The sequence below is a fragment of the Polaromonas sp. CG_9.5 genome, from assembly GCF_035984465.1.
GTDB lineage: Bacteria > Pseudomonadota > Gammaproteobacteria > Burkholderiales > Burkholderiaceae_C > Polaromonas.
Genome location: NZ_JAXCHR010000007.1, coordinates 124,038 through 138,707 on the forward strand (window position 1 = coordinate 124,038; position 14,670 = coordinate 138,707).

The window sequence follows — 14,670 nt, forward strand, 5'->3', positions numbered from 1 at the left end:
CGGGTGCGCTGCCAGCTGCCAAGGGCTTACCGTTGCACCGGTCTGTCCGCCGCCAAGGAACGGCGATTGACTTCAAAAGGTGACATGGAGAGCAGCGTTGTCAATGCGCTCGACGCCATGGTCAACAGCCAAAAAACAAAAAAAGCCAGTGTGTAGACAGCCTCTCGCGACAGGCCCAAGGGCTGGCCAAACCAATGCAGGCTTTGAGGATCGACCATGGCAAACACCAGCATTTCGATCACGCCAGCCAGCAAGAAAGCAGGCCATGCAATCCACATCAGTCGTTGGTTCAGCATCGTCTTGAAGTCTCTCTCGTGATGTCCTGCATGACGCCAGGTTCTTGGCGCTTCAGGGTTTTACCGGAGCGGGCGTGCCGGTTGCAGCATGATTTCGGGCCTGCATGGCAGGCGCCATATTGGTTGAAAATGGCGTTTCAGGCTTGGACTCCGCAGAATTTGCCGCTTGACCGTAGCTGTTCAACACGGGATCAGGAACCTTGATGGCAAGGTACAAGGTGATGAACGAGGCGACCACGACCACGGCAGGCAAGGCAAATACCATCCAGACATGGCCGAACTTCCACCAGGGTTGTCCATATTCGTTATTCATGACAGTTCCGTTCATTAACGAGGCACCAGAAAAACCGATTTTTCTGCCACGCGCCCCGGGGAGTTGATGGATTCGACTTCAAAATGTATTTCATGTGAGCCGGATTTTGCGCCTTCATAAGGCAGTTGCAGTGTGACCGTCACCCCGCGCGATTCGGTAGCATTCACCGAGACAGTGCTTTCAGAAGCCAAAGCCAGGCCCGGCAATCCGCTGGCCGTAATGCGGTAGTTCTGGGTGCTTTCAGTCGCGTTCATCACCTGCAGCCGGTACACATTTTCAATCTTGTCGCCGCTGACAATCCGCGCCAACGAAGCACGATCACGAATCACGTCCACCTTGAGGGGCGAACGCAATGCCAGGCTGACGAACAGGGAAACTGTGACGGCAATCAAGATGGCGCTGTAAACCAGCACCCGGGGACGAAAAACGCGACGCAAGAGCTGCGCTTTGCCCCAGCCCTGCGAAACAGCATTTTGGGTGGAATAGCGAATCAGGCCGCGCGGGTAATTCATCTTGTCCATGACGGTATCGCACACGTCGATACAGGCCGCGCAACTGATGCACTCGTACTGCAAGCCTTTGCGGATATCAATGCCTGTGGGGCAGACCTGCACGCAAAGCGTGCAATCAACGCAGGAGCCCAGATTGAGTTCTTTGGGGTCTGCTTTTTTGGAGCGTGAACCACGCGGCTCGCCACGCGCCTCGTCATAGGTCACGATCAAGGTGTCCTTGTCAAACATGGCGCTCTGAAAACGTGCATACGGGCACATGTATTTGCAGACCTGCTCGCGCATGAAGCCTGCATTGCCGTAGGTGGCAAATCCGTAAAAGAACACCCAGAAAGTTTCCCACGGCCCCATGCTGATGTTGATAAAGCTCAGGCCCAATTCCTTGATGGGCGTGAAGTAGCCGACAAAGGTAAACCCGGTCCAGAGCGAAAGGGCCAACCACAGAAACTGCTTGCTGGCCTTGCGCGTGAACTTGTTCACGGACATGGGACTGGCGTCAAGGCGCAAGCGCGCCGAGCGGTCACCCTCGGTGAGTTTTTCCAGCCAGAGAAAAATCTCGGTATAAACCGTCTGCGGGCAGGCGTAACCACACCACTGCCGCCCTGCCACCGCGGTGAACAGAAACAGCGACAAGGCTGATATGACCAGGATGCCCGACAGATAAATGAAGTCCTGCGGGTACAGCACCAAGCCCAGAATATAAAAGCGTCGCGCTTCCAGGTCGAAAAGAACCGCCTGCCGCTGGCCCCACTCCAGCCATGGCAGCCCGTAAAAGACAATCTGCGTAATGAACACCATGACCCAGCGCCATTTCGAAAACAATCCGCTGACGCTGCGCGGGTAAATTTTCTTTTGCGCCTGGTAGAGGCTGATCAACTCCCCGTCGATACCAGCGGCCTGAGTTTGCTGCGGCTCTCCGGCCATCACCGCGATGGGAATGACTTTTCGGGGAGCGGGCTTTGAATCGTTCACGGATACTGCTCCATGCCAAACCCCAGTAGGGTCGGGCTGGTATAAAAATCACTTGAGCGCTACTGCGCCAGGCTTGTTGGACAAGCTCCAGACATAAGATGCCAGCACATGAATCTGGGATTCGGTGAGCTTGCCTTCCTGGGCGGGCATCTGATTGACCTTGCCATTGTTGATCATGGCCACTATGGAATTTTCACCCCATCCATGCAGCCAGATATCGTCGGTCAGATTGGGCGCGCCCAGGGCCTGATTGCCTTTGCCATCGACACCGTGGCATGCGGCGCAGGCACCAAATTTACTTTTTCCGAGGGCCGCCTTCACTGAATCATGCGGGCTGCCGGAAAGGCTCAAAACATAGTTCGCCACGTTGCGAACATCATCGGACGTACCTACAGCCGCGGCCATGGGTGGCATGTTGCCCATACGGCCTTTGGCCAGGGTTTCAACAATCTTGTCAGGTGTACCGCCGTGCAGCCAGTCCTTGTCCGTGAGGTTTGGAAACCCCTTGCTGCCGCGGGCGTCTGATCCATGACACTGCGAGCAATTATTCATGAACAACCGTTCGCCAATCGCCATGGCCTGCGCATCACCGGCCATGTCTTCGGGCTTCATGCTGTTGAACTTGGCATACAAAGGCTCAACTTCCTTGTTGCCTTTGGCTATTTCAGCTTCATACTGGCCAACCTGGCTCCAGCCAAACTTGCCAGCGTAATTACCAAGGCCTGGGTACATGGCCAGGTAAGCCAGAGAAAAAACCACGGTAATGATGAATAGCCAGACCCACCAGCGCGGCAGGGGATTATTCATCTCGCGCAAGTCACCGTCCCAGACATGGCCAGTGGTATTGTCGTTGGCGGTCATGGCTTTGGCCTTGCCGCTGAACCATAGAAGCACGAGGCAGGCAAAGATGCCCACCAGCGAGATGCCAGCCACATAGACCGACCAGAAATTACTGGTGAAATCGCTCATTTTTTATTCCTTGTCCAGTTCTTTGGCGCTGTCTATTCTTCTTGCTTGAAGGGCAGCTGGGCCGCTTCATCAAAGCTTTTGGCATTGCGGCCCGACCAGGCCCATGCCACGATTCCAATAAAGACCAAAAAGGTAACCACCGTGACGATGGCCCTGAGTGTGTTGATTTCCATTGCCACCTGCCTCACGTCATCTTATTTACGGTGAATTCCGAGTACCTGCAGATAGGCAATCACGGCCTCAATCTCGGTTTTACCTTTGACATCGTCAGCAGCGCTGGCGATCTGTTCGTCGGTGTAAGGCGTTCCCACGGTACGAAGCCCTTCCATGTGCGCCTTGATTGAACCGGCATCGACAGGATTTTTTTCCAGCCATGCGTAAGCAGGCATGTTGGATTCAGGCACCAGATCACGCGGGTTGTTGAGGTGAATCCGATGCCATTCATCGCTGTACTTGCCGCCTACGCGCGCCAGATCAGGCCCGGTACGCTTGCTGCCCCACTGAAACGGATGGTCGTAGACAAATTCACCCGCAACTGAGTACGGGCCGTAGCGCAAGGTTTCCGCGCGGAACGGACGAATCATTTGCGAGTGGCAGTTGTAGCAGCCTTCACGCTGATAGATGTCACGTCCGATGACCTGCAACGCGGTATACGGCTGCAGTCCCTTGATAGGCTCTGTGGTTGATTTCTGGAAGAACAGGGGAACGATCTCGACCAAGCCGCCAATGGCCAGCACGATAAGGATCAACACGATCATCAGAAAGTTGTTGGTTTCGACCTTTTCGTGAGAAAGACCACCGCTTGATTTTTGGTTAGCCATGTTGTTTTTTTCCTCAGGCGTGGGCCACAGCAGCCGGAATGGTGACAGTCACCGAACGACCCGCTGAAACAGTCTTGTATGTATTCCAGAGCATGATGACCATGCCGGTCAGGTAAAGCAGACCGCCTGCCAAACGCAGTACATAAAAGGGAAAGGTGGCCTTGACCGACTCGACAAAGGTGTAGGTCAGGGTGCCATCAGGGTTGACCGCACGCCACATCAAGCCCTGCATGACACCGGCAATCCACATGGCAGCGATGTAAATCACGATGCCGATGGTGGCAGTCCAGAAATGGACTTCCACGGCCTTCATGCTGTACATCTGCTTTTGGCCGAACAGACGGGGAATCAGGTAGTACATGCTGCCGATCGTGATCAAGCCCACCCAGCCCAGCGCACCTGAATGCACATGGCCAATCGTCCAGTCGGTGTAATGCGACAGCGCATTGACGGTCTTGATGGCCATCATCGGGCCTTCAAACGTGCTCATGCCGTAGAAGGAAAGCGACACGATCAGGAAACGCAGAATCGGGTCATCGCGCAGCTTGTGCCATGCACCCGACAGCGTCATGATGCCGTTGATCATGCCGCCCCAGCTGGGTGCCAGCAGGATCAAAGAGAAAACCATGCCGACGGATTGCGTCCAGTCAGGCAACGCGGTGTAGTGCAGATGGTGCGGGCCAGCCCACATGTAGGTAAAAATCAGCGCCCAAAAATGCACGATTGACAGGCGGTACGAGTACACCGGCCGCTCGGCCTGCTTGGGAATGAAGTAATACATCATGCCCAGGAAACCTGCCGTCAGCAGGAAGCCTACGGCGTTGTGCCCATACCACCACTGCACCATCGCATCCTGCACACCGGCATAGGCCGAATAGGATTTCATGAATCCAACCGGAATGGCTGCGTTGTTGACCAGGTGAAGCATGGCAATCGCAATGATGAACGCGCCGTAGAACCAGTTGGCGACGTAAATATGCTTGACCTTGCGGGTGCCGACGGTGCCAAAAAACACAAATGCATAGGCCACCCAGACCAGCGTGATCAGGATGTCAATGGGCCATTCGAGTTCTGCATATTCGCGGCTTTGGGTGTAGCCCATCGGCAGCGAGATGACGGCTGACACAAGAACGGCCTGCCAGCCCCAGAACACGAAAGCGGCCAGCTTGTCCGAAAACAGCCTGACCTGGCAGGTACGCTGCACCACGTAAAACGAAGTGCCCATCAGGCCGCAGCAGCCAAACGCGAAAATCACGGCATTCGTGTGCAGGTTTCGAAGCCGGCCGTAACCGAGCCACGGAACGTCCATGTTCAGGGCAGGCCAAGCCAGCTGTGCAGCGATGATCACGCCAATCAGCATGCCCACCACTCCCCAGACCACCGTCATGATGGCGAACTGCCGTACAACGGTGTCGTTGTAGGTAGTGGCTCGCGTGTTGGCGAATGTCATTTTTACCTCTTCTTTACTTAGTAACTTCTCAAGCGTATCGCGGTGTGACGAATTCAAGATTGACCTGCGTCAATCATCACGAAGAATGCGCTCGCCCTCGGCCTCAATATCTTCAAACTGGCCCCTGTAGATGGCCCACCCCAAACCACCCAGAATGAAAAAAACCAGGATGACCGACAAGGGGATGAGTAAAAACAGGATGTCCATCAAAGACTCTCCAAGGGAGCGATAGCGGTCGATAAACGCAAGGCATTGAGCACCACCAGCAGCGAGCTGAGCGCCATGCCCAGTCCGGCCAGCCATGCGGGCAACCAGCCCACCACGGCCAGGGGCACACAAACGGCATTGTAGAGAGCAGCCCACCACAGATTCTGACGAACGATGCGAAAGGTGCGGCGTGCCGTCAACAGGGTTTGAACCACCGTATCGAGCCGCTCGCCCAGCACGACAAAATCAGACTGCGCCTGCGCCAGCGGGACGGCCTGTCCAAAAGCAAACGACACATGCGCGCCGGCCAGCACCGGGCCATCGTTCAGCCCATCGCCCACCATGGCCACTTTGCGGCCTTGCGCCTGCAGCTCACGCAAAAAGGCGAACTTGTCTTGCGGTGTGCAGCCGCCCTGCGCGCTGTTAATGCCGGCTTGCCGCGCGACGCGGGCGACGGAATCAGGCAAGTCGCCCGACAGCAGATGCACTTGCAACCCCCGCGCGGCCAGTGCGGCCACAGTGGCACGGGCATCTGGGCGCAAGTCTTCCTGCAGCTCAAAAGTGGCAATCCAGCCTTGCTCGTCGCTCAGACACGCATGCAGCGCGTCGGTAGCGGGCAATTCGACACCGCAAAATCGGGCGGATCCGAGACGCATCAACACCGCCGATGTCTGTTTGCCTGCCATGAAAAGATGCGCAGCTACGCCCTGCCCGGCAGTTTCATGCGCTTCTTCTACTTGCCAAGCCGCAGGCTGAAGCGCATCGCCTTGACTCGCTGCCACCAGCGCGCGTGAAACCGGATGCAGGGAATGCTGTGCCAGCGCAGCCGCCATCGCCAGAGCCTGCTGTTTCGACACGCCTTCCCGGGTGCGCACCTCGCCCAGCGCAAATGCATCGCGCGTCAACGTACCGGTTTTGTCGAACACCACCGTGTTGACCGTGGCCAGAGCTTCCAGCCCCTGCAGTCGCCGCACGAGTACGCCGCGCCGCGCCAGAGCGCCCGCACTGGCCAGCATGGCCGCCGGCGTGGCGAGTGACAGCGCACAGGGGCAGGTCACGATCAGCACCGCCACCGCCACCATCAGCGCATGGCTCGGGTCATGCGTCCACCAGTAAGCGCCTGCCCCGCCTGCAGCGAGCAATACAAAAATCAGGAAAGGCTTGGCGATGCGGTCAGCCAGCTGCGCCAGTTGCGGCTTCGAGGTAGAAGCGCTTTCCATGAGCGCCACAATCTGGGCAAACCGCGTCTGGTCGCCGGTATGCTTGACCCGCATGATGACGGCGGCAGACAAATTGTGGCTGCCAGCAATCACCATACCGCCTTCGCCACGCGGCAAAGGGCGCGATTCACCCGTCAGCAGCGATTCATCAGCCAGCGTACTGCCTTGCAAAATGACGCCATCGGCCGGAAAAGCTTCGCCCGGCAACACCCGTATCACATCTCCGGTGCTGAGTCGGCGTACAGCGACCCGCTCAAAAACGCCATCCGCGCTGCGCCGCTCGACGCTGTCAGGAAGCCGGTTCATCAGGGCTTCCAGCGCGCCCGCCGTGCGGTCGCGCAGACGCAACTCCAGCCAGCGACCGGTCAGCAAGAAAAATACGAACATGGTGAAGGAGTCGAAATACACTTCGGCCCCAAAAATTCCGGCCGGCTCGAAAGTACCCAGAGAACTCACGACAAAAGTAATGGCCATGCCCAGCGCGACCGGAAAGTCCATGCTGATACGGCGGTGGCGCAGGTCACGCAGGGCATTTTTGAAGAACGGTGTGCATGAAAACAGCAGGACCGGCAGCGAAAGCACCCAGGAAGCCCAGCGCAGCAATTGCGCCATGTCCGGCGCCAGGTCACCCGGATCGGCGATGTAGGCCGGCCATGCGTACATCATGACCTGCATCATGCACAGCCCCGCTACTCCCAGGCGCCACAAGGCCTGACGCGTCTCGACACGCCGGCGGTCATTGGCAAAGGCGTCGTTGGCCGGCACCGCCGGATAACCGGCGCGGGCAGCCGCCTGCATCCAGCCGGAGGGTTTGATGGTTTGGTCTGACCAGACGATGCGGCCCCGATGGCTGGCCGCGCTGATTTGTGCCGACAGCACACCCGGGACACGGCGCAAGGCGTCTTCAATGGTCAGCGCACAGGCGGCGCAATGCATGCCCTCAAACACCACGCTCGATTCCCAGCAAGAAGGCTGGCCTGGAAGCGACCGGCTGAAAGCCGTCCATTCTTGCGGATCATCCAGCATTGCCAGCGGCGTGGCGCTGGCAGCCGTAGTCAGCTTGTCGCCAGACAGGCCGGAGGGAGACAGGGGAAGAGGTGACAGACTGGCCGTTTGCATGATGGGGCAGCTTAGCCACTTTATCGGCCGATGTATTGATTTGAGTTCAATACCGCACTAATACACAGTAAAACCCGGGGACGCTGCCGTTTTATACCGAATTAAAACCGGGTTTGACTGACAGCCAACCCGTTTATCCAACCAGGGCGTTGAATTCGTCGACAGCGCCTTGCCAGTGCGGCAGAAGCAGCCTTAAAGCTCTTTCACTGCAGCCAGGCGACGCATGATCTGCTGAACCACGTCGCTTTGCATGTCGCGGTAAAGCAGGGCTTCTTCGGCCTCTTTGGCCAGTACCGCCGATTCATTGAAGCTGATGTCGCGCTGAAGGGCAATTTCGCTCGCAGGAATCAGCTCCTTGCCTGCCAGCGTGCGCAGCCTGAAGCGAAAACGCAAGCGCAGCTGGAACTCGCGCACCTGGCCGGAGGCATTCAGGCTGAGCACTACCTTTTCGCGCTGGTCAAGCAACACATCCAGAACCACCTGCGCCTCGTTGATCAGGCGCGCGTCGCTGATGACCTTGACCTTGCGCGTGGCCTCCAGCGACCTGCGGAGTTCCACGCCCAGTGGCGACGACTCGGCCAGTCCGCTGTAGAGCGTGGTGAACGCGAAATCGGGCGCCTTGCGCAGCGCAAAGCCGCAGCCGCTCAGGCTGACGAGTGCAAGAGAAGCGGAGGAAGCCGCAAAGACCAGAAAAGCGCGACGCTGCATGGGTTGCCTTGTTGAATGTGGAGTCCCTTGACCGACAGGCCGCTCAAACGACGATGTTGACAAGCCGGCCCGGCACCACGATGACCTTTTTCGCTGGCGCACCTGCTGCTTGCCGGATGAAGGCTTCGGTTGCCAGCGCCGCCGCCTCAATCGCTGCCTTGTCGGCGCCGGCAGGCACCGTCACCGAGCCGCGCAGCTTGCCGTTGATTTGCAGCATCAGCTCGATTTCGTCCTGCTGCAAGGCGCTGGCGTCCACTTCGGGCCAGGGCGCATCGAGCAGTTCGCCGGCTTGTGCCGCGTAGCCCAGTTCGTTCCACAAACTGTGCGTCAGGTGAGGTGCGGCCGGATACAGGCAGCGCAGCAGAATGCCGAAGCCTTCGCGCATGGCCGCCACGGCTCCTGCAGAAGAAACACTTTTGAAATCTTCGAGCGCATTGAGCAGTTTCATCGTGCCCGAAACGACGGTGTTGTACTGCATGCGCTGGTAGTCATAGTCCACTTGCTTGAGCAAAGTGTGTACTTCCAGCCTCAAAGCCTTGGTTTCTTTATCAAATAGGGCTGTTGCGCAGGCTGCATGGGCGTTATCAGCTCCTGAATCCATAGCATTCAACTTGACGCCGAAATTCCAGACACGGCGCAGGAAGCGGTAAGAACCCTCAACGCCCGCGTCATTCCACTCCAGCGTAGCTTCGGGCGGCGAGGTGAACATGGTGTACAGGCGCGCGGTGTCAGCGCCGTATTTTTCAATGATGTCCTGCGGATCGACGCCATTGTTCTTGGACTTGGACATGGTGCCCACGCCCTCGTAGTCAATCAGCGTTCCGGCAGGCAATGTGATTCCACCACTTTCGACGGCGTGCTTGAGCCGCGCACCAGTCACCTTGCCGGCGTCGTCAAGCACATGCTCGACATCGTGCGGCCAGAAGTATTCCTTGCCGCCCTTTTCAGTGCGGCGTGAATAGATGTGGTTCAGCACCATGCCCTGCGTCAGCAGCTTGGTGAAAGGCTCGTCAATCTTGACCAGCCCCAGGTCACGCATCACCTTGGTCCAGAAGCGCGCGTACAGCAGGTGCAGGATCGCATGCTCGATGCCGCCGATGTACTGGTCCATCGGCATCCAGTAGTCAGCGCCTTCGGCCACCATCGCTCCGCTGTTCTTCGGATCGCAATAGCGCATGAAATACCACGAGCTGTCGACAAACGTGTCCATCGTGTCGGTTTCGCGCCGGGCCGCTTTGCCGCAGATCGGGCAGACGACGCCGGCATGAAAGCCTTCATGCTTGTGCAGCGGGTTGCCCGAGCCGTCGGGAATGCAATCCATTGGCAGCACCACCGGCAGGTCTTTTTCGGGCACGGGGACGGCCCCGTGCTCGTCGCAATGGATGATGGGAATTGGCGTGCCCCAATAACGCTGGCGGCTTACGCCCCAGTCGCGCAGCCGCCAGGTGGTTTTTTTCTCGCCCAGACCCAGGGCGGCCAAGTCGGCAGCCACTGCATCGACCGCAGCCTTGAAAGTAAGGCCGTCGTATTTGCCGGAATTGATGACCACGCCCTGCTGCTTGTCGCCGTACCAGTCTGCCCAAGCCTCCAGGCTGTAGGTCTTGCCTTGAACATCGGTCACCTGCTTGATCGGCAGGTCATATTTCTTGGCAAATTCAAAGTCCCGCTCGTCATGCGCCGGCACCCCCATGACCGCGCCGTCGCCATAGCTCATCAGCACATAGTTGCCGATCCACACCTCGACCTGATTGCCGGTCAGGGGATGCGTGACGAGCAGCCCGGTGCGCTGGCCTTTTTTCTCCTGCGTGGCCATTTCGGCTTCCGTCGTGCCGCCCGCCTTGCATTCGGCGATGAAAGCGGTCAGTTCGGGACTCGTGGCAGCGGCATGCAACGCCAGCGGATGCTCGGGCGCCACGGCGCAAAACGTCACGCCCATGATGGTGTCGGCGCGCGTGGTGAATACATACATCCGGCCATCGCCAATCAACGCGCCGGACGCATCCGCAATAGCGTGGGTAAACGCAAAGCGCACGCCTTCGCTCTTGCCAATCCAGTTTTCCTGCATCAGCTTGACGCGCTCGGGCCAGCCGGGCAGCTTGTGCTGCACGCTGTCGAGCAACTCTTCGGCGTAGTCGGTAATCTTGAGGTAATAGCCCGGAATCTCGCGCTTTTCAACCGTCGCGCCGGTGCGCCAGCCCTTGCCGTCAATCACCTGTTCGTTGGCCAGCACGGTCTGGTCGACCGGGTCCCAGTTCACCACCTGGGTCTTGCGGTAGGCAATGCCTTTTTCCAGCATTTTCAGGAACAACCACTGGTTCCACTTGTAGTAGCTGGGGTCGCAGGTGGCGATTTCGCGGCTCCAGTCAACCGCCAGACCCATCGCCTGCATCTGCTTTTTCATGTAGGCGATGTTGTCGTAAGTCCACTTGGCGGGCGGCACACCGTTTTTCAGGGCTGCGTTTTCAGCGGGCAGACCAAAGGCGTCCCAGCCCATGGGCATCAGGACGTTGTAACCCTTCATGCGCAAGTAGCGGGTGAGCATGTCGTTAATCGTGTAGTTGCGCACATGGCCCATGTGCAGCTTGCCACTGGGGTAAGGCAACATCGAGCAAGCGTAGTATTTCTTGCGACTTGCGTCTTCGGTCACGCGGTAGGCGTCGGCGGCGTTCCAGTGGGTTTGCGCGCTGCGCTCTACGTCAATGTGGTTGTATTTGTCTTGCATGAACTCTAGCTACCGGAAAAAATAACCCCGGTCTCGGGGCGGGCAGCCCTCGGCTGCGAACACGTGATTTTAGAGGCTGCAGGCGCAGCGCCGATCAACGATCCGGCGGCACCGCCAAAGCAGGGCCCGCCGCAGGTTCAGCCACAAAACCGATGCGGCTGAGTCCGGCTTTTTGCGCTACACCCATGATTTCGACCACCTTACCGTAGGGCACGGCTTCGTCGGCGCGCAATTGCACTTCGGTGTCGGGGTTCTGGCGGGCGGTTTGCGTCAACTTTTGCGCCAGTTCTTCGAGCGCCAAGGGCTTGTCGTTCAGGAACGTCTGGCCGGATTTGTCAACGACCAGCGTTACAAACCGGGGCGCATTCATGGCTTTGGCGGCATCTGTTTTGGGCAAGTCAAGCCGGATCGTACTGGCCAGCAGGGGCGCAGTGATGATGAAAATAACCACCAGCACCAGCATGACATCCACCAGCGGCGTGACGTTGATGTCGCTCATGGGTTGGGCGCTTGGCGTGCGTTCGAGCCGGCCAAAGGTCACTGAATGATCTCCGCAAGGGCTTCGTTGGCCTGGCTCAGCCCGGCACTGTCGTCTGTGGATGACCGTGTGCCTGAGCCGGCGGCCAGCAGTTCGCGTAAATCGAAGGCAAACCCTTCCAGATCAGCCTCAATGCGGCCAATGCGGCGGCCAAAAATGTTGTACGCCAGTACAGCTGGAATGGCTACCGCCAGACCCGCAGCAGTCATGATGAGCGCTTCGCCGACCGGCCCCGACACCTTGTCGATAGTGACCTGCCCCGCCGTCGCCATGCCGGTCAGCGCATGGTAAATGCCCCAAACCGTTCCCAGCAAGCCCACAAAGGGCGCGGTAGAGCCTACCGTGGCCAGCAAGACCTGACCAAACTGCAGCTTGCGCAACACGGCATGCAAGGCATCGCGCAGCAAGCGGGTCAGCTGCGCGCCCTTGTCGCCTGCGGTTGCCAGCGTTCCACGCGCAGAAGTTTGGGTCGCAACAATCAACGGCAGCACCAGGGCTTCGCGGTCAAATGCCGCCACCTTGTCGCAGGCGTCTTCAACCGAAGGCGACTGCCAGAAAGCAGCAGTCGAACGCGCCACATCGCCTTGGGCGCGCTGCAGCAACCAGGTTTTCCAGAGAATGATGACCCAGCTGGCCACTGACATGATCAGCAGCAAGACCGCGACCAGTTGGCTGACAAGGCCGCCTTGCGTGATCAGGGCCAGCAGACTCATGCGCGAATCACTTCAGATTGAGCACATCGAACATGTCAAAAAGCCCGCTCGTCTGGTTGCTCAGAAAACGCGCGGCGCGCAGACTGCCTTGCGCATAAGTGACACGGCTGGAAGACTTGTGGCTGATTTCGATGCGCTCACCGTCGCCCAGGAAAAGCACGTTGTGGTCGCCGACGACATCGCCGCCGCGAATGGTGGCAAAACCGATGCTCGACGGGTCGCGCTCGCCGGTTACGCCTTCACGCGCATAGACAGCGCAGTCTTTGAGGTCACGCCCCAACGCACCGGCAATAACTTCGCCCATTTTCAGCGCCGTGCCCGAAGGGGCATCGACCTTGTGGCGATGGTGCGCCTCGACGATTTCGATGTCGTAGCCGGTAGACAGTGCTTTTGCCGCCATCTCCAGCAGCTTGAGCGTGACATTGACGCCGACACTCATGTTCGGCGCCATCACGATGGCAATGTCTTTGGCGGCTGCGGCAATCTCGGCTTTTTGGTCTTCTGAAAAGCCGGTGGTGCCAATCACCAGCTTAATGCCCAGTTCTCGGCAGATGGCCAGGTGGGCCAGTGTGCCTTCGGGTCGGGTGAAATCGATCAGCACGCTGGAGTTTTTCAGACCTTCGCGAAGATCAGAGTTAATAAGAACGCCGCTGTGATGGCCTGAAAAGCTACTGGCATCCAGACCGATTGACGGGCTGGCCGCCACATCAAGCGCTCCGGTGAGCTGGAAGTCCGTGCTGGCATTCACCGCTTCAATCAGCATGTGGCCCATCCGGCCACCGGCCCCGGCGACGGCTATCCGCAAGCGGCCCGCTTCAGCGAAGGGCGCGCTCACTGCTTTTGGCTTTCGAGCGGAGGATAAACCTTGTTTGACGCACCCGCTGGCAAGCTGTCAGATGACGACTCTGACTGGGTGTTTGACGCCGACGATTTCGACTTTTCTGCGGCCTTGAGCTGCTCTTCGGTGGCTTCCAGAACAGGCACCTTCCCCAGTTTTCGTTTATTGGACAGGCTCGAAATGAATTCTGATTCGCTAGGCATGCTGTCACCCCCAAACCGCACCAGTTGGTCGCCTTTGAAGAACACCGTGTATTTGAAAGACTGCGGCTCGACGCCTTGACGTTTTAGGGTGAACACATAGTCCCAGCGGTCTGCATGAAACAGACTGGCCATCAGGGGCGTTCCCAGCACCGACTTGACCTGATCACGCGTCATGCCGGCCTGCAACTGCTCCACTTGTTCCTTGGAAACAAAGTTGCCCTGGATCACGTCTACCTTGTAGGGCGTAATCCAGTTCACCGGATTGACCGCGCTATCGCTCATCGTGGTGCTGCTGCACGACGCCAGTGCAACACAGGCCACGACGACAAGGAATCTTGGGAGGCTGTAATGAGGTTTTGCAGTCAGGGCAGACATAGATAGAAGGTGTAGCGATATGATCAATCCATTGTAGCGGCTGGGTGTCTGCAGGCCTGTTTCGAGCGGCACGGGGCCGCGTTCCATTCCCCCAGAGAGATTCCCATGAATAACATTGACGAGTTGAAAAACACCGGCTTGAAGGCCACCTTGCCGCGCCTGAAAATTCTGGAAATTTTTCAGATCGGCAAACAACGCCACATGACGGCAGAAGACGTCTTTCGCGTCCTGCTTGAAGAGCGTTCAGACATCGGTCTGGCCACGGTGTACCGGGTCTTGATGCAGTTTGAGCAAGCCGGGCTGCTCAATCGCAGCAATTTCGAGTCCGGCAAAGCGGTGTATGAGATCAACGAAGGCCAGCACCACGACCATCTGGTGTGCCTCGATTGCGGCAAAGTTGAAGAGTTTTACGACGCCGAAATCGAAAAACGCCAGCATGACGTCGCTGATAAAAAAGGGTTTGCCATCGCTGACCACTCGCTGTCGATCTATGCCAATTGCACCAAGACCGACTGCCCCAACCGGCCGGCAACACCCGGACGCAACCATCAGCACTCCTGATTTTTACCTTGGCATGCTGGGGTCGATTCAAGGCAAACAGAGAGTCAAGCAGCTTATCTTGAATTCAGACAAGTTCCGGCCAAGCAACCGGCTTAACCAAGTTTGTAGTTAAAGCAGCCGTCTAGAGCGGGCTGCA

General features: G+C 58.1%; 16 protein-coding genes. 1 reads left to right on the forward strand and 15 read right to left on the reverse strand.

Features of this window, described 5'->3' with window-relative positions; all coding sequences use genetic code 11:
• Positions 1-26: 26 nt before the first annotated feature.
• The 15 genes from RCH06_RS07680 to RCH06_RS07750 form a co-directional block, all read right to left on the reverse strand.
• A complete protein-coding gene (locus RCH06_RS07680) occupies positions 27-296 on the reverse strand; it encodes a hypothetical protein (RefSeq protein ID WP_327080856.1) in 270 nt (89 codons plus the stop codon).
• A 52-nt stretch (positions 297-348) separates the two neighbouring features.
• Complete coding sequence (locus tag RCH06_RS07685; RefSeq protein WP_327080857.1) at positions 349-609, reverse strand: nitrogen fixation protein FixH; 261 nt, start codon at positions 607-609, stop codon at positions 349-351.
• Between the two features lie 14 nt (positions 610-623).
• On the reverse strand, positions 624-2,090 hold the full coding sequence (gene ccoG / locus RCH06_RS07690; protein ID WP_442799618.1) for a cytochrome c oxidase accessory protein CcoG: 1,467 nt from the start codon (positions 2,088-2,090) through the stop codon (positions 624-626).
• Positions 2,091-2,138: 48 nt separating this feature from the next.
• Positions 2,139-3,059, reverse strand: coding sequence for a cytochrome-c oxidase, cbb3-type subunit III (gene ccoP / locus RCH06_RS07695; RefSeq protein WP_327080858.1), 921 nt, complete (start codon positions 3,057-3,059; stop codon positions 2,139-2,141).
• A 32-nt stretch (positions 3,060-3,091) separates the two neighbouring features.
• Positions 3,092-3,232, reverse strand: a complete 141-nt coding sequence (locus RCH06_RS07700; RefSeq protein ID WP_327080859.1) for a cbb3-type cytochrome oxidase subunit 3 — start codon at positions 3,230-3,232, stop codon at positions 3,092-3,094.
• A 21-nt stretch (positions 3,233-3,253) separates the two neighbouring features.
• Positions 3,254-3,880, reverse strand: coding sequence for a cytochrome-c oxidase, cbb3-type subunit II (ccoO, locus tag RCH06_RS07705; protein WP_327080860.1), 627 nt, complete (start codon positions 3,878-3,880; stop codon positions 3,254-3,256).
• Positions 3,881-3,893: 13 nt separating this feature from the next.
• The gene (gene ccoN / locus RCH06_RS07710; RefSeq protein ID WP_327080861.1) at positions 3,894-5,330 is read right to left on the reverse strand and encodes a cytochrome-c oxidase, cbb3-type subunit I; all 1,437 of its coding nucleotides are present in this window, start codon (positions 5,328-5,330) and stop codon (positions 3,894-3,896) included.
• Between the two features lie 69 nt (positions 5,331-5,399).
• Positions 5,400-5,537: a cbb3-type cytochrome oxidase assembly protein CcoS gene (gene ccoS / locus RCH06_RS07715; protein ID WP_327080862.1), complete on the reverse strand. Its 138-nt coding sequence runs from the start codon at positions 5,535-5,537 to the stop codon at positions 5,400-5,402.
• A complete protein-coding gene (locus RCH06_RS07720) occupies positions 5,537-7,876 on the reverse strand; it encodes a heavy metal translocating P-type ATPase (protein WP_327080863.1) in 2,340 nt (779 codons plus the stop codon). The genes ccoS and RCH06_RS07720 overlap by 1 nt, the downstream gene beginning before the upstream one ends.
• Before the next feature lie 192 nt (positions 7,877-8,068).
• Positions 8,069-8,584 (reverse strand): LPS-assembly lipoprotein LptE, encoded by a 516-nt coding sequence (locus RCH06_RS07725; RefSeq protein ID WP_327080864.1) that lies wholly within the window; start codon positions 8,582-8,584, stop codon positions 8,069-8,071.
• Positions 8,585-8,627: 43 nt separating this feature from the next.
• Positions 8,628-11,306, reverse strand: a complete 2,679-nt coding sequence (gene leuS / locus RCH06_RS07730; RefSeq protein ID WP_327080865.1) for a leucine--tRNA ligase — start codon at positions 11,304-11,306, stop codon at positions 8,628-8,630.
• A 94-nt stretch (positions 11,307-11,400) separates the two neighbouring features.
• On the reverse strand, positions 11,401-11,847 hold the full coding sequence (locus tag RCH06_RS07735) for an ExbD/TolR family protein (protein WP_327080866.1): 447 nt from the start codon (positions 11,845-11,847) through the stop codon (positions 11,401-11,403).
• On the reverse strand, positions 11,844-12,557 hold the full coding sequence (locus RCH06_RS07740) for a MotA/TolQ/ExbB proton channel family protein (RefSeq protein ID WP_327080867.1): 714 nt from the start codon (positions 12,555-12,557) through the stop codon (positions 11,844-11,846). The genes RCH06_RS07735 and RCH06_RS07740 overlap by 4 nt, the downstream gene beginning before the upstream one ends.
• Before the next feature lie 7 nt (positions 12,558-12,564).
• Positions 12,565-13,392 carry a 4-hydroxy-tetrahydrodipicolinate reductase gene (gene dapB, locus RCH06_RS07745; protein ID WP_327080868.1) on the reverse strand — a complete coding sequence of 276 codons (828 nt, stop codon included), beginning with the start codon at positions 13,390-13,392 and terminating at the stop codon, positions 12,565-12,567.
• A complete protein-coding gene (locus RCH06_RS07750) occupies positions 13,389-13,973 on the reverse strand; it encodes an outer membrane protein assembly factor BamE (RefSeq protein WP_442799622.1) in 585 nt (194 codons plus the stop codon). The genes dapB and RCH06_RS07750 overlap by 4 nt, the downstream gene beginning before the upstream one ends.
• 105 nt (positions 13,974-14,078) lie before the next feature.
• Here RCH06_RS07750 and fur point away from each other — a divergent pair, with 105 nt between their 5' ends.
• The gene (gene fur / locus RCH06_RS07755) at positions 14,079-14,534 is read left to right on the forward strand and encodes a ferric iron uptake transcriptional regulator (protein ID WP_327080870.1); all 456 of its coding nucleotides are present in this window, start codon (positions 14,079-14,081) and stop codon (positions 14,532-14,534) included.
• The last annotated feature ends 136 nt before the right edge of the window (positions 14,535-14,670 follow it).